Annotated in this window: 19 protein-coding genes; 13 read left to right on the plus strand and 6 right to left on the minus strand. The window is 45.1% G+C overall.

The window, feature by feature from the left end; all coding sequences use genetic code 11:
* Positions 1-163: 163 nt before the first annotated feature.
* The 10 genes from ubiE to ABZR88_RS15865 all read left to right on the plus strand — a co-directional run bounded on the left by ubiE (position 164) and on the right by ABZR88_RS15865 (position 7,512).
* The gene (gene ubiE, locus ABZR88_RS15820; RefSeq protein WP_107826403.1) at positions 164-895 is read left to right on the plus strand and encodes a bifunctional demethylmenaquinone methyltransferase/2-methoxy-6-polyprenyl-1,4-benzoquinol methylase UbiE; all 732 of its coding nucleotides are present in this window, start codon (positions 164-166) and stop codon (positions 893-895) included.
* On the plus strand, positions 892-1,662 hold the full coding sequence (locus tag ABZR88_RS15825; protein WP_107826402.1) for an outer membrane beta-barrel protein: 771 nt from the start codon (positions 892-894) through the stop codon (positions 1,660-1,662). Before ubiE ends, ABZR88_RS15825 begins: the two co-directional genes overlap by 4 nt.
* Before the next feature lie 202 nt (positions 1,663-1,864).
* On the plus strand, positions 1,865-2,629 hold the full coding sequence (locus tag ABZR88_RS15830) for an SDR family NAD(P)-dependent oxidoreductase (protein WP_107826401.1): 765 nt from the start codon (positions 1,865-1,867) through the stop codon (positions 2,627-2,629).
* Positions 2,630-2,786: 157 nt separating this feature from the next.
* Entirely contained in the window at positions 2,787-3,137 is a 351-nt protein-coding gene (locus ABZR88_RS15835) for a hypothetical protein (protein ID WP_107826400.1), read from the plus strand.
* A gap of 112 nt (positions 3,138-3,249) precedes the next feature.
* Positions 3,250-3,699, plus strand: a complete 450-nt coding sequence (locus tag ABZR88_RS15840) for a GatB/YqeY domain-containing protein (protein WP_107826399.1) — start codon at positions 3,250-3,252, stop codon at positions 3,697-3,699.
* Between the two features lie 118 nt (positions 3,700-3,817).
* Positions 3,818-4,576 carry an alpha/beta fold hydrolase gene (locus ABZR88_RS15845; RefSeq protein ID WP_107826398.1) on the plus strand — a complete coding sequence of 253 codons (759 nt, stop codon included), beginning with the start codon at positions 3,818-3,820 and terminating at the stop codon, positions 4,574-4,576.
* 8 nt (positions 4,577-4,584) lie between these two features.
* Entirely contained in the window at positions 4,585-5,247 is a 663-nt protein-coding gene (locus tag ABZR88_RS15850) for a CBS domain-containing protein (RefSeq protein ID WP_107826397.1), read from the plus strand.
* Between the two features lie 4 nt (positions 5,248-5,251).
* The gene (locus ABZR88_RS15855; RefSeq protein WP_107826396.1) at positions 5,252-6,130 is read left to right on the plus strand and encodes an NAD kinase; all 879 of its coding nucleotides are present in this window, start codon (positions 5,252-5,254) and stop codon (positions 6,128-6,130) included.
* Between the two features lie 124 nt (positions 6,131-6,254).
* Entirely contained in the window at positions 6,255-7,115 is an 861-nt protein-coding gene (locus tag ABZR88_RS15860; RefSeq protein ID WP_170113513.1) for a DUF6089 family protein, read from the plus strand.
* 61 nt (positions 7,116-7,176) lie between these two features.
* Positions 7,177-7,512 (plus strand): MerR family transcriptional regulator, encoded by a 336-nt coding sequence (locus tag ABZR88_RS15865; RefSeq protein ID WP_107826394.1) that lies wholly within the window; start codon positions 7,177-7,179, stop codon positions 7,510-7,512.
* Between the two features lie 184 nt (positions 7,513-7,696).
* Here ABZR88_RS15865 and ABZR88_RS15870 read toward each other — a convergent pair whose 3' ends face one another.
* Entirely contained in the window at positions 7,697-8,395 is a 699-nt protein-coding gene (locus tag ABZR88_RS15870; RefSeq protein ID WP_107826393.1) for a CoA transferase subunit A, read from the minus strand.
* Positions 8,396-8,577: 182 nt separating this feature from the next.
* On the opposite strand from ABZR88_RS15870, the gene ABZR88_RS15875 reads away from it, so the two are divergent.
* Positions 8,578-9,417, plus strand: coding sequence for an MBL fold metallo-hydrolase (locus ABZR88_RS15875; protein ID WP_107826392.1), 840 nt, complete (start codon positions 8,578-8,580; stop codon positions 9,415-9,417).
* A 127-nt stretch (positions 9,418-9,544) separates the two neighbouring features.
* Here ABZR88_RS15875 and ABZR88_RS15880 read toward each other — a convergent pair whose 3' ends face one another.
* From ABZR88_RS15880 to ABZR88_RS15890, 3 genes are read right to left on the minus strand one after another with little or no spacing between them, the layout of a single operon-like run.
* Complete coding sequence (locus ABZR88_RS15880; protein WP_107826391.1) at positions 9,545-9,760, minus strand: helix-turn-helix transcriptional regulator; 216 nt, start codon at positions 9,758-9,760, stop codon at positions 9,545-9,547.
* 2 nt (positions 9,761-9,762) lie between these two features.
* Positions 9,763-10,392 carry a hypothetical protein gene (locus ABZR88_RS15885; protein WP_107826390.1) on the minus strand — a complete coding sequence of 210 codons (630 nt, stop codon included), beginning with the start codon at positions 10,390-10,392 and terminating at the stop codon, positions 9,763-9,765.
* 15 nt (positions 10,393-10,407) lie between these two features.
* Positions 10,408-10,974 (minus strand): hypothetical protein, encoded by a 567-nt coding sequence (locus ABZR88_RS15890; protein ID WP_146166439.1) that lies wholly within the window; start codon positions 10,972-10,974, stop codon positions 10,408-10,410.
* 604 nt (positions 10,975-11,578) lie between these two features.
* Here ABZR88_RS15890 and ABZR88_RS15895 point away from each other — a divergent pair.
* The gene (locus ABZR88_RS15895) at positions 11,579-12,439 is read left to right on the plus strand and encodes an RNA polymerase sigma factor RpoD/SigA (protein WP_107826388.1); all 861 of its coding nucleotides are present in this window, start codon (positions 11,579-11,581) and stop codon (positions 12,437-12,439) included.
* Between the two features lie 411 nt (positions 12,440-12,850).
* On the opposite strand, the gene ABZR88_RS15900 is transcribed toward ABZR88_RS15895, so the two are convergent.
* On the minus strand, positions 12,851-14,044 hold the full coding sequence (locus ABZR88_RS15900; RefSeq protein ID WP_211309725.1) for a pyridoxal phosphate-dependent aminotransferase: 1,194 nt from the start codon (positions 14,042-14,044) through the stop codon (positions 12,851-12,853).
* A gap of 317 nt (positions 14,045-14,361) precedes the next feature.
* Positions 14,362-15,117, minus strand: a complete 756-nt coding sequence (locus ABZR88_RS15905) for a DUF4262 domain-containing protein (protein WP_107826387.1) — start codon at positions 15,115-15,117, stop codon at positions 14,362-14,364.
* A gap of 154 nt (positions 15,118-15,271) precedes the next feature.
* Here ABZR88_RS15905 and bioA point away from each other — a divergent pair, with 154 nt between their 5' ends.
* On the plus strand, positions 15,272-17,050 hold the full coding sequence (bioA, locus tag ABZR88_RS15910) for an adenosylmethionine--8-amino-7-oxononanoate transaminase (protein WP_107826386.1): 1,779 nt from the start codon (positions 15,272-15,274) through the stop codon (positions 17,048-17,050).
* The last annotated feature ends 81 nt before the right edge of the window (positions 17,051-17,131 follow it).

The raw sequence follows: 17,131 nt of genomic DNA on the forward strand, positions 1-17,131 counted from the left end.
TCGGTCATACATCCCGGCATTTTGCTCCGAAAAGATCTCTCCCAACGGTCGAGATGACATATCTTCGTATAGTTAGCAACTTAGGACATAAGTTCCCGTACATTCAAAATCCTGTAAATCTTAAAAATTCGTTTAATCCTGGTTATCTTTGCCGTCTATATATATGAGCAAAACCGTAACGCCCTACCAGGATGAACAGGCTACCAAGAAAGAACAGGTAGCTGATATGTTTAACAACATTGCCAAAACGTATGATTTTCTGAATCATTTTCTGTCGTTAGGCATCGATGTTATCTGGCGCAAAAAAGCTATCAATGAGTTAAAGGCCGATCAGCCCCGGCATATTCTGGATGTGGCCACCGGTACCGGCGATTTCGCCTTCGAGGCGTTATCCATCCTTCGCCCCGAAAAAATTACGGGCGTGGATATCTCGCAGGGCATGCTCGACATCGCGAAGCAAAAAATTGCCAAACGCGGATTGAGCGATCGCTTCGAGGTTAAACTGGGTGACTCAGAAAAACTACCTTTCAGCGATAGTACTTTTGATGCCATTACTGTAGCTTACGGCGTCCGTAATTTTGAAAACCTGGAAAAAGGCATGGCCGATATGTTTCGCGTGTTGAAACCGGGTGGTAAAGCGGTAGTGCTGGAGTTTTCTAAACCAAAAGCATTCCCTATCAAACAGCTATATAACTTCTACTTTAATTATATTACGCCAGGCATTGGCAAGCTATTTTCTAAAGATGCACGGGCATATACGTATCTGCCAGAGTCGGTAGCGGCTTTTCCGGATGGAAAGAATTTCACCGCAATTATGGATAAGGTTGGCTTTAAAAATACCAAAAACAGGCCTTTGGCGTTTGGTATCTGTTCCATTTATACAGGCGTTAAATGATCAAAAGATTTACCCCGCTATTATTAACCTTACTGATGCTTTGCGGCAAGATTTCGTTTGCGCAGCAAGTGGTACCAGCATGGGGCGGCGGGGCAGATCAACGCGATTTAAGCTTTGGCTTTACTTTTCAATACGTTTCTAATGATTACAAGATCATTAAAAACCCTAACTGGCAGGCACCTTACCCAGATCCCGTAACGGGGCAAACGTTGGTTGGCCCGCTGGCCAGCATCACGTCAAAAAGCAGTCCGGGTTTAGCAGTGGGTTTTATCTCTCGCTATAGTTTAACAGAACATCTGGAAGTGCGCTCTACGCCGCTGCTGGTATTCTCAGACCGTTCATTAATGTTTGGCTATTATAGCGCAAACGCCAACCCCAGCTCTGAGGTAACAAAAGACGGCTTTCTGGAACGCCAGGTGCAAACTACAATGGTAGAGGTACCGCTGACGCTGAAACTAAAGTCAGACCGGTTGGGCAATTTTCGCATGTATGTAATGGGTGGCCTTAAATACTCTGCCGCCATCTCTACCAAAAAAGCCGAGCGCGATCTATCGCCGGAGGACAAACTGATTAAAAATGCCAGTCACTTTGCCTCTTACGAAGCCGGTATAGGTTGCGATATTTATTTCGAGTTCTTTAAGTTCTCGCCAGAGCTGCGCATCTCCAACTCGCTCGGCAACATCATCGTTCCGGATGACACCCCCTATTCCCGACCAATAGATAAGCTGTTTTTACATAGCTTACGGTTTAGTTTTTATTTTGAGTAAGTCTTGAACCAGGATTTATAGGATTTTAAAGATTTACTGGATAATTATTTAAACACAGAGAGTACTGCGTTTTTATAGAGCCTAGGGAGATACAAAGATCATTTGTATTTACTTTATTAATATATCCTATAAATCTTTAAAATCCTATAAATCCAAGTTCAGACAATTTTTCTAATTTCGTTCGCATATTTCTATATCACCTATGGCTAAAATTGCTTTGATTACCGGGGCAACCTCGGGTATTGGCGAGGCTTGCGCCAACGTTTTTGCACGTGAGCGTTATGACCTGATTATTACCGGTCGCCGGATGGACCGACTGGAAAAACTGGCTGATTTTCTGAAGTTTGAGTATAACGTTAACGTACGCATCCTCAATTTTGATGTGCGCGACCGCGAAACCACCGTCGGCAACCTGGAGAACTTGCCGGAAGAATGGAAGAAAGTAAACGTGCTGATTAACAACGCCGGCCTGAGCCAGGGATTGGAGCCCATTAACGAGGGCAGTTATGACGATTGGGACCGCATGATTGACACCAACGTAAAAGGCCTGCTGTATGTAAGCAAAGTAGTATCTAACTGGATGATTGCTAACGGTTTCGGGCACATCATCAACCTGGGATCAATAGCCGGCAAAGAGGTTTATGCCAATGGTAACGTGTATTGCGCCACCAAACACGCGGTTGACGCACTGAACAAAGCCATGCGTATTGACCTGCTGCCACACGGAATTAAGGTAACCGCTGTGCATCCTGGCGCTGTAGAAACCGAATTTTCTGAAGTGCGTTTCAAGGGTGATAAAGATCGCGCTAAAAAGGTATATGAAGGTTTTGAACCCCTGGTAGCTGCCGATGTAGCCGAAACCATCTGGTTCTGCGCCTCGCGCCCACCACATGTAAATGTGAATGATTTGTTGCTGATGCCAACAGCACAATCAGGCGGAGCAAATATTTTCAGGAAGCAGGAGTAACAGCAAATGAGTGAAGGAAAAAATTATTAAAACATGTGTCATGCTGAGGCACGAAGCATCTCTGAGGACGGTCCAAATTACTTGTCCGCAGAGATTCTTCGCTATCGCTCAGAATGACAATATCTTCCGGACTTTCCGACTTACGGACTAAGAAATCATGAGAAAACTAAAAATTGTACTGGGCGTATTAGTGGTAGCTGTTATGACGGGCGCCTTTATTTATGCCAACATGCGCACCATCAGCTACAACAAAAAAATACAGGATGAAGTTATTGCCGGCGTGGTCACTAAACTGGAGGGTGCGCCTGGCAACTATAAGATCAGTTACACCGCCCTGCAAAAAGATGGCAAGCCAGGCGTAAGTGCTATTTCTGCTGCAACTTTTAATATCGATAAAGAAGTATCTGCGGGCGATAGCCTGAGTAAGGCATCAAAAAGCGCAAATCTATCGGTCTACAAAAAGAAAGACGGCGTGTGGCAATTGTACAAAACCTTTAAGGCGGAGTAGCACTCGTCCACACAAAACAAAACCTTAACTTTTATACTATACAACAATCATTACCTTTGTCGCTTCGGTTGTTGTAAACGATTCAGCATCCACGCACTAAACATAAACTAACATGTCACTCATTAACCAGATAGATCAGGATATTAAACAAGCCATGCTGGCTAAACAAGAAGCCCGCCTGCGCGGTTTACGTGCTATTAAATCGGCCTTATTGCTGGCCCGTACAGAAAAAGGGGCGTCGGAAGATTTAAATGCCGAGACCGAAATTCGCGTACTGCAAAAACTGGTAAAACAACGTAAAGAATCGGCAGATATCTATCAGGCTCAAAACCGTGAAGACCTTTATAAAATTGAGGCAGAAGAAATGGAAGTGATTGAAGCCTACCTACCCAAACAAATGAGCCGCGAAGAAATTGAGGCTTTTTTGAAAGATCTGATTGTACGCGTAGGCGCATCATCAGTTAAAGACATGGGTAAGGTAATGGGCGCTGCCAACAAAGAGCTGGCCGGTAAAGCCGATGGCAAAACCATTTCTGAACTGGTAAAACAATTACTGGCATAATTTTGCTTTTGTTATTGTAAGTAAACCGTAATCATCTAATTTTATAGGCGATGGCCCGTTTAACATTTCAACCGAACGGCCCGTTGCATTATTTTTTTTAAAGGACAACTTTAGCACTATGGATCTCGTACTTAAAGAAGAAAACGGGTTTAAATTTATTGACGAAGGCGAAGGCGAGGTTCTGTTATTATTGCACGGCCTGATGGGCGCGCTGAGTAACTGGGAGCACGTGATCGAGAAATTCAGGCATAAATACCGCGTGGTTATACCCATGTTGCCTATTTATGATCTGCCGCTGCTCACAACTGGCGTTAAAAGTTTGTCTAAATACGTAAACAAGTTTATCAACTATAAAAAGTTTGATAAAGTAATTTTACTGGGCAACTCGTTAGGTGGGCACGTTGGTTTAATTTATGCCCTGGCACACCCCGAGCATGTAAAAGCTATGGTGCTTACCGGCAGCTCTGGTTTGTATGAGAACGCCTTCGGCGGATCATTTCCGCGCCGTGAGAACTATGATTTTGTGAAGGAGAAGGTGGAGTTTACGTTTTATGACCCTGCAACGGCCACTAAAGAGCTGGTTGATGAGGTATTTGAAACAATTAACGATCGTAACCGTGTTATACGTATCCTGGCTATGGCAAAATCGGCCATCCGTCATAACATGGCAAAGGAAGTGCATAAGATAACCGTCCCCGTTTCGTTAATATGGGGTAAAAACGATAAGATTACGCCGCCTGATGTTGCGGTAGAATTTAGCCAGTTGCTGCCCAATTCAGAGCTGCACTGGATAGACAAATGCGGACACGCCGCCATGATGGAGCGCCCGCATGAGTTTAATGAGCTGCTTGAACCATTTTTAGAAAAACTAAAATAACAACCGCCATGCTTGCAATTGAAATGGTTGCCCAAACAATTCACCCCGTTCACACTTCTGACACGATACAGAAAGTGCTTGACCGTATGGTAGAGTTTAGGGTAAGACACCTGCCAATTGTAAACGAAGAGCAGTTTCTGGGCCTGATTTCTGAGGACGATTTTCAGAAGGAGACCGATTATGAGCAGCCTATCGGCGCACTGGCGCTCTCGCTCATCAATCCTTACGTACTGGAAGATCAGCATATTTATGATGTGATCCGTCTGTTCTATGAGCAGAAGCTAACCATTGTGCCTGTGCTCAATACCAATAAGAATTACGCTGGCATGATTTGCATCAATGCCATGACGGCGTACTTTGCGCAGCTCACCTCATCGGCAGAGCCAGGCGGCATTATTGTGCTGGAGATTAGCAACAAAAACAACTCGCTGGCGCACATGGCGCAGATTGTAGAGTCTGACAACGCACAGATCCTCAGCTCCTACATCCGCTCATTTCCAGACTCTACCAAGCTGGAGGTTACGCTGAAAGTAAATAAACTCGACATATCAAATATTACGGCCACCTTCTTACGTTACGACTACGAGATCAAGGCCACCTTTAATCACTCAGACCATGATGACGGCTCTAAAGACCGTTACGATTCGCTGATGAATTACCTGAACATATAAACGCATGAACATAGCTATATACGGCAGGCAGTTTAACGATACCACTTTACCATACATACAACAGGTTTTTGATAACCTGGCCCAGCACGAGGTGGAGATTTACGTGCACCACCAACTGCATGCCTTTCTGGCCGACAGGGTGACCGCCCCCAACTACCATATTTTGGAAACCGGCGTTGCACTGAAAGGACTGATAGATGTTTTTCTGACCATTGGCGGCGACGGCACCCTGCTAGACATGGTGACGCTAATTGGCGACACCGGCATCCCGGTTATTGGCATTAATTTCGGTCGACTGGGCTTTTTGGCCAGTGTGAACCGTAATGATATTGCTGCCGCGATTTATGCCGTGGTACACCGCCAGTTTACACATGATAGTCGCCAGTTGCTGAGCATCAGCTGTGATTCGCCGGTATTTGGCAATGACAACTTTGCGCTGAACGATATCACCATCCACAAGCGTGATGACTCGGCTATGATTACCGTTCACGTTTACCTGGATGGCGAGATCCTGAACTCTTACTGGGGTGATGGCATCATCATCTCTACCTCTACCGGTTCAACCGCTTACTCGCTAAGCTGCGGCGGACCAATCATCTTCCCGCAATCAAACAGTATTGCCATTACCCCTATTTCACCGCACAACCTTAACGTGCGCCCGGTGATATTGCCGGATAACGTAGTGCTTACTTTTGAAGTAGAGAACCGAAGCGCCAACTACCTCATCTCGTGCGACTCGCGCACCTACGTACTGGAAGAACGCGTACGCTTTAAAATTGAAAAGGCCGGCTTTCAAATGAATCTGCTGCGCCTGAACAATGAAAGTTACCTCTCTACGTTAAGACAAAAACTGTTGTGGGGCATTGATGTGCGCAACTATTAATATTTGAGGCGAAAGGATAAAGGCGAAAGGTAAAAGGCATTTACTTCATTAGTTCGCATAACTGCCAATGTGCTTTCCTGTTAACTCAAAATAAACGACCTTAGTAATCTGGTAAATCTTTAAGTTGAAAAATAGCGGTAAAAACAGGTATGGAGTAAAGGCTTGCTTAAAAGACGCAAAGCAAAAATCTTTTGTCTTCCCTAAAACGCTTTTTGCTTTCTGCTTTCTGCTTTCTGCTTTTACCGCAAACGCCCAAACCTGGGAGCCCGGTCTGTTTATCGGCGGCGCCGGTTACCAGGGCGATCTGGATACGCGCAATCTGTATAAAACTTCGGGACTTGCGGGCGGGGTATCTATTCAACGCAATTTCAACCCATACTTTGCTTTTAAGCTGGCCTATACGCATGGAAAAATTGCTGCGGCAGACAGCTCTTCAAAAGCCGGACAACCTGAGCGCAACCTGAGTTTTCACAGCCAACTGGATGAGCTGAGTTTGATGGGCGAGTTCAACTTTATGAAATACATGCCGGGATACGATCCTTACAAATATCGCTTCTCTCCTTTTGTGTTTTTGGGTATTGGCCTCACCAGCTTTAATCCGCAGGCAGAATATCAGGGCCAAACTTATGATCTGCGTCCGCTACGCACCGAAGGCCAGACCGGCGATTACGCCCGATCTACATTGGTAATACCCTACGGCGGCGGCATCAAATACAACTTTGCATCGAGCTGGAACATTGCCCTGAGCGCCGGCTACCGTTATGTACGTACCGATTACCTGGATGATGTGAGCGGCACCTATGCCAATAAAGCTTTATTTACTAACTCAACCGCCCTTGCCCTGTCGGACCGATCGGGCGAGCGCACCGGCGTTTATCTGGGCACTGCCGGCTCACAGCGCGGCGACTCTCAGAAAAACGACACCTATTTCTACATCGGTTTCACGCTGACCTTCACCATTCTGACCAGCAACTGCTACTACTAAGAGCAACAGTACCATAGCCCCCAAATTTGGACTTGCCGACTTTCTGACTATATTTGCGTGTATGCCTTATAAAGAACGCGAGATCAATAAAATGTACTACACCATGGGCGAAGTATCGGCCATGTTCGACGTTAATCAGTCGCTGATCCGCTATTATGAAAAGGAGTTTGATATTCTTCAACCTAAGAAGAACAAAAAAGGCAACCGTTATTTTACCCCCGAGGACGTAGAGAACCTGAAGATCATCTTCCACCTCATCCGTGACAAAGGTTTTACCCTGGCAGGCGCCAAAGAGCACCTCAAGAAAAACTCAAACGATACCAAAGACACCCAAAGCATGATTACCACCCTGGAGAATCTGAAAAAGTTTCTGCTGGAGGTAAGGGATCAGATGTAGTGAGTGATAGAAGCACCCTATGTCATTTCGATGAGCACGAGCGGAGGCTTTTGTGTGGTGTGGGCGCGGAAGAGAAATCTTAGCCCCCAAGTCAGGCAAGTGGCTTATCAAGCGTCTAAGATTTCTCCTCACGCCCTTCATAATCCCACGCGCTGTTCGTTCGAAATGACAGGAGTGGAATTGCCTACTCCGCGCTCCTTACTGTCCGCTTTTCAATCCGTTTCTCATAATCCTTCCCCTGAAAAATACGATGCACATAGATGCCCGGCGTATGGATATAGTTGGGATCAAGCTCACCGGTAGGTACCAATTCTTCCACCTCGGCAATAGTAATTTTGCCGGCCATGGCCATTACGGGGTTAAAATTGCGTGCGGTTGAGCGGTAGATCAAATTACCTGCAGCATCGCCTTTCCAGGCTTTTACAATGGCAAAATCAGCATTAAAAGCCATTTCCATCAGGTAATCTTTACCGTTAAAGTTACGCACCTCTTTACCTACGGCTACCTCGGTACCAATGCCTGCGGGAGTAAAAATAGCCGGCATACCATAACCTGCCGCCATGCAACGGGTGGCCAGCGTACCTTGTGGGATGAGTTCTACCTCTAACTCACCGGTTAATAGCTGACGCTCAAACTCGGCGTTTTCGCCTACGTAGCTCGAGATCATCTTTTTTACCTGGCGTTGCTTCAGCATCAGGCCAATACCAAAATCATCAACCCCGGCATTGTTAGAGATGCAGGTTAAACCTTTAACGTTTTTTCTAACCAGGGCAGCAATACAATTTTCGGGCAATCCGCACAAACCGAAACCGCCCAGCATCAGCACCGCGCCATCCTGAATATCTTTTATAGCCTCATCAGCATTGGTTACTACTTTGTTCATGTCGTTGGTTTATGGTTTATAGATCACGGTTTATGGAAAAACATGACCGATGTATTGGTTATTTCAAATGTAATAAGTTGACTAATATCCCCCTAACAACTGATACAAAATATTGTGTCTGTACACGTACAATTTGTACTTTGCACTCAGCATGATCTATGAACCATCAATCATAAACTAAAATGACGCTCCATACCATCGATACCGGCTTTTTTAAACTTGACGGCGGCGCCATGTTTGGCGTGGTGCCTAAAACTATCTGGCAAAAAACCAATCCTGCCGACGAGAACAATATGTGCACCTGGGCCATGCGCTGCTTGCTGGTAGAAGACGGCAACCGGCTGACGCTGATTGACACCGGTATTGGCAACAAGCAGAGTGAAAAGTTTTTTAGTTTTTATTACCTTCATGGCGAAGCCACACTGGATAAATCACTGGCCAAATTGGGTTTTCATCGCGATGATATTACAGACGTGTTTCTAACTCACCTGCACTTTGACCACGTGGGCGGCGCGGTAGAGCGCAACGGAGAGACACTGCAGCCTGCCTTTAAAAACGCCACTTACTGGAGCAACAACCGCCATTGGGACTGGGCAGTGAACCCTAATGAGCGCGAGAAAGCATCCTTCCTGAAAGAAAACATTATGCCGATCCAGGAGAGCGGTCAGCTAAAGTTTATTGATGCACAGGACGATGTGCAGCTAACGCCCGATTTCAAGATCCGCTTTGTACACGGCCATACCGACGCCATGATGCTGCCGCTGATTAATTACAAAGGCAAACAAGTACTTTACGCGGCAGATCTGCTGCCGTCTGTCGGCCATTTGCCCATCCCTTACGTAATGGGTTATGATATGTTCCCACTCACCACAATCAGCGAGCGTCACAAATACTGGAACGAAGCACTGGATAACAACTGGATACTTTACCTGGAGCATGACGCTGTGAACGAGTGTTGTACCTTACAGCAAACCGAAAAAGGTATTAGAGTGATGGAAACTTTCAAGTTGAGCGAATTGTAGGAAACATGAAAAGGGGTGTCATGTTGGGCTTTGTCGAAACACGCGCTGTGGGTTAACAAGGCCTTTGCGCGCCCTTCGACAAAGCTTAGGATGACACCCAGCGCTCAATTATTACTGGTACTCTCTACTACTCCTTCTCCTCGGCCCGATATTCCAAAATATCTCCCGGCTGGCAGTCCAGCGCTTTGCAGATAGCCTCCAGCGTTTCTATACGGATGGCCTTGGCCTTGCCTGTTTTAAGAATGGAAAGATTAGACAGCGTGATACCCACCCGCGCACTCAACTCATTCAGCGACATTTTGCGCCGGGCCATCATTACGTCTAAATTAACTATTATGGGCATGCTTAGATGGTTAAATCTATCTCCCGGCGATTGTTTATTGCCTTTGCATAGAGAGATAATATGGTTGAGAATACAGCTACATAAAACGCATAGCTGTACCAATAGGCATTTGCCAAATCATGGAGGTTATAAGGAACCTGATATGCCTTGCTGCCGTGAAAATAGTTTTTCACCCAATAAGAGGTATAACATTTGGATAGAAAATCTACCACCCAATAAGCAATGTATAATTTAAAAATCAGATACCCCAGTTTGAAATATTTCACATTAAAAGGGCTATCAAAATCAAACCTTTTTATAAACAAAGCAATTGAAAAAGCGATGGTAAGTTTCATAACGATGGAGGCTAAACTATCGTCTAAAAATTGACTGCCCTGTATCAAAAAAATATAATCCAGCGGGTTGTGGGCCTCGGTTTGCAGCGAAGCATTGTTCCACCTGGATGCTGTAGGGTATTTTATATGGTCAATCTGAATAACCCCAAATTCCTGAGTTTGGCTGACGACAACCACATGCCTAGACGGTTTTAAATACACAAGAAAAAGAAGAAGAATGTACACAAACAGGTAAATGATTAAACCAAAGGAAAGCACCTGCTTTATACTTTTCGGGTTAATAAAAGAATCATTCATGTGATAAGGTATAGGTTATATGGTTAAATCCTGTTCTTTTTGCAAATCAAGGCCGCTTTTGGGTATGCGGGCTAAAACCAGCATCAATCCAAGCACCATGAAGTAGTATGAATTTATTTTATAATCATAATTAACCCGAAATTGTCCGTTGGTAATATAAGGCAGGTAGTTTTCTGCAAGAATGTCTCTCCCCACCGTGCTTAGCATCCCTTCCCATACAAAAACAAAAATAACTAACTTAAAACCAGTCGCCATTTTTGGGGTAAACACCACATCGCCTCTTGAATCCATAAAAGTGTAAATCACGCAAAGCATGGTTATTAGCACACCAACAATATCAAACATATCTAACCCATAACCAGGTTTTATACAATTCAGGATCATAGCTTCCGTTAGGCTTTTGGGTTTCCAGTATAAATTACCGTCTCTCCCTGATACAAAACTTCCCCGCTCTTTTAGATCTGCATGTTTATCCATAATACCCGGCCCAACATTTGTAACCTTTAGGGTGATGCCGGAAGATAGCGTTACATGAGAGCGCCAATAAAAAAATGCCACCGACAGTATAAGAGCCAGCACCATTAGCGGATAACGTTGTTTAAACTCTGCGATCGACTCGTTCATAATCTATTGTGTTAGGTAAAGGTTAAGTATATTAAATGGCTAATGCCTGTTCCAGCTTGTTTTTAACGGCGCATTTGTATAAATAAATGCCCACGGTTAATAACACAAAGAGTATCAAAAACTGAGCTACGTTGTATTGGATAAATTATTCATAACAGATTAAGGTTTCGGTGAACAAATAAAACAAACATTTATCATTATTCAAAACTTATTTATTGATTTTCAATAAATTTTATCTAAATATCGAGTTAAATCAAGAGCTTTGAACCCCAAAACAAGTACAGTGACAGCACCCCAGACAGCAGAAACTTCGATCTGCACAACCTTTAAAAGACCCTACGGTCCTTATTTTCAAAAAATCAGTAGGCAGACAGAAAGAATTGCCTACTTTTACGGCCACAACAAACCGGGTTCGGCGTGCGTGGTGTAAAAGCCTGCTGTTAAGCAGATTTTTATTTAGTCATTTTGTTGACATAATCAAAACGAGTTGTTATTTTTCGTAACAAAATCGTACCTTTGCACGTTCTATTCTAAATCAAAAGAATCGAGGTAGTATTAATAGATGAGACAACTCAAAATAACCCAATCCATTACCAACCGTGAGTCACAATCACTTGACAAGTATCTGCACGAGATTGGTAAGGTTGACCTGATTACCGCCGAAGAAGAAGTAATTTTAGCTCAAAAGATCCGCGAGGGCGACCAGGCGGCATTAGAGCGCTTAACCAAAACCAACTTAAGGTTTGTGGTATCGGTAGCTAAGCAATATCAAAACCAGGGCCTTACACTGGGCGACCTGATTAACGAGGGCAATTTAGGCCTTATAAAAGCAGCCAAGCGTTTTGATGAAACCAAAGGTTTTAAATTCATTTCATACGCAGTATGGTGGATTCGCCAGTCTATCCTGCAGGCTATTGCAGAGCAATCGCGTATTGTGCGTTTGCCGCTTAACCAGGTAGGTTCACTAAGTAAAATCAGCAAAGCTTTTTCTAAACTGGAGCAGGAGTATGAGCGCGAGCCATCACCAGAAGAACTGGCAGACATTCTGGAAACAACGGTAGACAAGATCAGCGATACGCTGAGCAACTCTGGCCGCCATGTATCTATGGATGCCCCGTTTGTTCAGGGCGAAGAAAACACCTTGCTTGACGTACTGGAAAACAAAGAGCCGAATACTGACTCTATCCTGATCAATGAATCATTGTCAGAAGAGATCAAACGTTCGCTTTCTACCCTTACCGAGCGCGAGCGCGAAATTATCGTGCTGTTCTTCGGTCTGGGCACCAACCACCCGCTGTCACTGGAAGAGATTGGCGAAAAATTCAATCTTACCCGCGAGCGTGTACGTCAGATTAAAGACAAGGCCCTGCAACGCTTGAGACATACTTCGCGCAGCAAGATCCTGAAATCATATTTAGGATAAGCGTTAGTCCGGAAGTCAGAAAAGACCGAAAGTCAGAAAAAAAGAAAAAAATTGAGAAGCGACGAGGAGGACTCGTCGCTTTTTTTATTTGAACCAGGATTTAACGGATTTCTCAAGATTTTCAGAATACTGGTTTCAGGTATGCCAACAAGAGACACCTGACGCGTTTCGTAGAGCCACATATTTGTGGCACCCCCATGCAAAACCCTCACGCAAATATCACTCACCAAAAAGAGCCACAAATATGTGGCTCCCCTATGCAAAACCCTCACGCAAATACCGCTTACCAAAAAGAGCCACAAATATGTGGCTCTACAGATAAAAAAATAGCGATGGGTTTGAAACCCATCGCTATTAAATATTAAATAAACCCTCCGTCTTTCGGACTTCCGGTCTTTCCTGTCTTTCGGATTAAGAAAGTTTACCCAGCGCTTCTTTAATTCTGCGGCAAGCCTCGCGCAGTTTGTCTTCAGCAGCAGCGTAACTCAAACGCATTGATTTAGGATCGCCGAATGAATCGCCACCTACGGTAGCAACGTGGCCTTCTTCCAGCAGGTACAGGCTCAGATCGTCAGAGTTGTTGATCGTGCGACCGTTGAAGCTTTTACCAAAGAAAGCAGTAACATCAGGGAAGAAATAGAACGCGCCTTCTGGCAGGTTCACTTTCAGGCCCGGGATCTCGCTCAGCAGAGCGTAAACAATGTCGCGACGTTTTTTAAACTCGTCGCGCATTTTGTATACGGTTTCCAAACCACCTTCATAAGCGGCAGTACCGGCACGCTGAGTGATAGAACAAGTAGCCGAAGTTACCTGACCCTGTAGTTTATCAAATGCCGAAGCCAGCTCTTTGGTAGAGGCAGTGTAGCCAATACGCCAGCCGGTCATAGCATAACCTTTAGAGAAACCGTTAATTACCACAACGCGATCTTTGATCGACTCAAACTGGGCAATAGACTCATGGCCACCTACAAAGTTGATGTGCTCATAAATCTCATCGCTCATAATATATACATGCGGATGTTTTTCAAATACTTTAGCCAGGCCTTCCAGCTCTTCTTTGCTGTAAACGCTGCCAGTAGGGTTACATGGCGACGAGAACATGAACAGCTTGCTGTTTGGTGTAATAGCTGCTTCCAATTGCTCAGGCGTAATTTTGAAGCTGGTTTCTACCGTGGTGTCAATGTAAACGCTTTTACCTTCGGCCAATTTCACAACCTCAGAGTATGATACCCAGTAAGGTGTAGGGATAATTACCTCTTCGCCCGGGTTAACTAAACACAACACGCAGTTGGTAATGGCTTGTTTAGCACCGGTGGCAACTACAATCTGGCTTGGATCATAATCCAGGTTGTTCTCACGTTTTAGCTTATCAGTAATGGCTTGGCGCAGCGCAGGGTAACCCGCAACAGGAGTGTAATAGGTAAAGTTATCATCCATCGCCTTTTTAGCGGCGTCTTTCACATACTCAGGGGTATGAAAATCGGGCTCCCCGAAACTTAAACTGATCACGTCGACACCTTTGGCGGCCAGTTCGCGGCCTAGTTTAGCCATTTTTATAGTGGCCGACTCCGAAAGGTTCTGTATACGGTTACTTAATGCGCTCATATCCAATTTTTTTAAACTGGCCGCAAATATAGGCGATAGAGGTGAAAGGATAAAGGTAAAAGGTGAAAGGTTTTAGAAATTTAGCATCGAACCCAGATTTGATGGATTGGCAGGATAGATATTACCGCTGCCTTCTCTGGGCAAAACGCTGTGCACTCTATGGTTAAAATCCTGTAAATCTTAAAAATCTAATAAATCATGGTTCAAGACTAAGGCCGGGCGTTCCCCTGCGGGTCGGGCTATCCGCTCATACTGCACGGGCATTAGCCACGGGCCGGTATCCGCTGCTATCCCTAACGCAAATGGCAGGTTGAGTATTATTCCTCTTCCTCAAACTCGAATTGTTCGTATTCCCAGTTGTCATCAACGCTATCGCGCCAAGCGCACCAGCCATATGCTAAATGATAAACCTTGTTAAGGGTTGGATCAAGTTTAACCAGCTCTTGCAGGGCAACCAATTTGCCGTCGTTTATTTGAGGCTCTTCGCTGGTGTGGAATTGCCAATCTCCGTCAATATTATGATAAACAAACAAAATGGGGTCACCCTCAAGCGCCTGTTTGGTTGTATAAGCACAAACATTTCTTTCTTCATAAAACCAGAAGTCTGTGTTCCGGTCTAACAAGGGTTGCTTAAATTTCCATTTTGCATTAAAATCCGCATCCCATGGAAAATGACGTTCTTTATCAGGCCAAACTAACTGTAAAACCGGGAATTCGAAGTTGCCGTAAAACCATCCGGCATATCCTAAATAAGATGCAAAGGCTTTATTGACCTCGATGAATTGTACATCAAAACCCTTAAGGAAGTCGACAGAACGTTCACCAGCAGAAAAACTTTTTCCGGCCTGTATCTGCGCTTTTGCATCATTTATTAACGTTGCCATCAGGTTAATATCCAAACCAAAGCAAATAATTTCCGGATGCCCGTAAGCCTTAAAAAGCCCTATCGAGTAAACAAATGCAGGCAGGTGACCAGTAGCTTCAAACATGGCTAAATGACATCCATATTTTTCAACATTGGCTATAATCAAATCCTTTGTTTCCTGATCATGTTTTTCGTGCTCGTCTGTCATTTTTCCCGGTTTGGTAAACTTGTCCTAAGTTAAGATCAGTAATCAAATATTAAAACATAATCATGCGGAGCTCAAAACCTCACCTCATAAAATCCTTTCACCTTTCACCTCCCAAACCCTACATTTGCCATCGTCTACTTAGATTTTTAAAAACATGTATAATTTCAACGTACGCGTTTATGGTCTGCTCATTAACGACCAACAGGAAGTGTTGCTGAGCGACGAGCAGGAATACGGCCACCGCTTCATCAAATTCCCCGGTGGGGGCTTAGAGCACGGCGAAGGCCTGATTGACGGCCTGAAACGTGAGTTTATGGAAGAGTGTAACCTGGAGGTAGAAGTGCTGAGTCATTTTTACACCACAGATTTCTACGTCAAATCTGCCTTTAACGATTCTCAGATCATTAGCGTTTATTACCTGGTAAAAAGCCTCTCGCCTATCACGTTTGCCGTTAAAACCATCGAGTATGATTTTGATGGCGAGGGCGACCTGCTGCAGGCCTTCCGCTGGGTAAAAGTGAGCGAGCTAAAAGTAGAGGATGTAACTTTCCCTACGGATAGGCAGGTGGTGAAAATGATGAACACCCCTCCCAACCCTTCCCGAGGGGGAGGGTTTCTGTCAGCACAGGAAAAGAAAGTCTCCCCCTCCGGGGGAGATTTAGAGGGGGTTGGGGTAGCCGAACGCGATCTTAAAGTGATCTGGCACCCATATACCCAAATGCAAACAGCCCAGCCACCCGTGCCTATTGTGCGCGGCGAGGGGGCATTATTGTTTGACGAAGACGGCAAAAGCTATATCGATGCCGTATCATCCTGGTGGACCAACATCCACGGCCACGCGCATCCACACATTGCAAAAAAGGTAGCCGGACAGTTGAAAGAACTGGAACACGTCATCTTTGCCGGCTTTACCCACAAACCAGCTGTAGAACTGGCCGAGCGATTGCTGGCTATCCTGCCCTCAAACCAGGCCAAGGCTTTCTACTCTGATAATGGCTCTACCGCTGTTGAGGTAGCCATAAAAATGTGCCTGCAATACTGGCACAACCAGGGCCAGCCACGCACCAAAATACTGGCGTTTAACAACGCCTATCATGGCGATACTTTTGGTGCCATGGCGGTAAGCGGCAGGAGTGCATTTACCGCTGCTTTCGATAGTTTGCTGTTTGAGGTTGAGTTTATTGATCTGCCAACGGAGGAAAACATCCAGGGTCTCAAATCTCAGATCTCCAATCTCAAGTCTCAACTCGCCTGTTTCATTTTTGAACCACTGGTACAAGGCTCGGCCGGGATGATTATGTACAAAGCCGAACATCTGGAACAATTGATGGCCCATTGCCGTGCCGAAGGCGTGCTGATGATTGACGATGAGGTATTCACGGGCTTCGGGCGTACCGGCAAGCGTTTTGCCTGCAACCATGTGCAAACCCAGCCTGATATTATGTGCTTCTCCAAAGGTCTTACCGGCGGTACCATGGCTTTCGGCCTGACAACCTGTACCCAACAGATCTATGATGCTTTTTTGTCTAACGACAAGATGAAGACGCTCTTCCACGGTCATTCTTACACCGCCAACCCGGTGGCCTGCGCTGCATCACTGGCCAGTATGGATTTGTTTTTGGATGAGCAGACGGAAACGAACATCGCACGAATTGTACAATCGCACAGCGCTTTTGCTCAACGCATTGCGTCGCACCCAAAAGTAAAAACGGTGCGCCAAACCGGCACTATTGTAGCGTTAGAATGGGAAACCGGTGAGGGCACGTCTTACTTCAGCAATTTGCGCGACAGGCTGTATCATCACTTCCTTAACCGCGGAATTGTGTTGCGTCCGCTGGGGAATGTGATCTATATTTTACCGCCTTATTGCATAACTGATGATCAACTGGCCTATATTTACGCCGAAATTGAAAAGGCGTTAGAGGAGATATAATATACTCTCCATGTCATTTCGACCAACGGGAGAAATCTTAGACAATTGCAAAACCACACGGCATGGCACTCGTCTAAGATT

This window comes from Mucilaginibacter yixingensis (assembly GCF_041080815.1).
GTDB lineage: Bacteria > Bacteroidota > Bacteroidia > Sphingobacteriales > Sphingobacteriaceae > Mucilaginibacter > Mucilaginibacter yixingensis.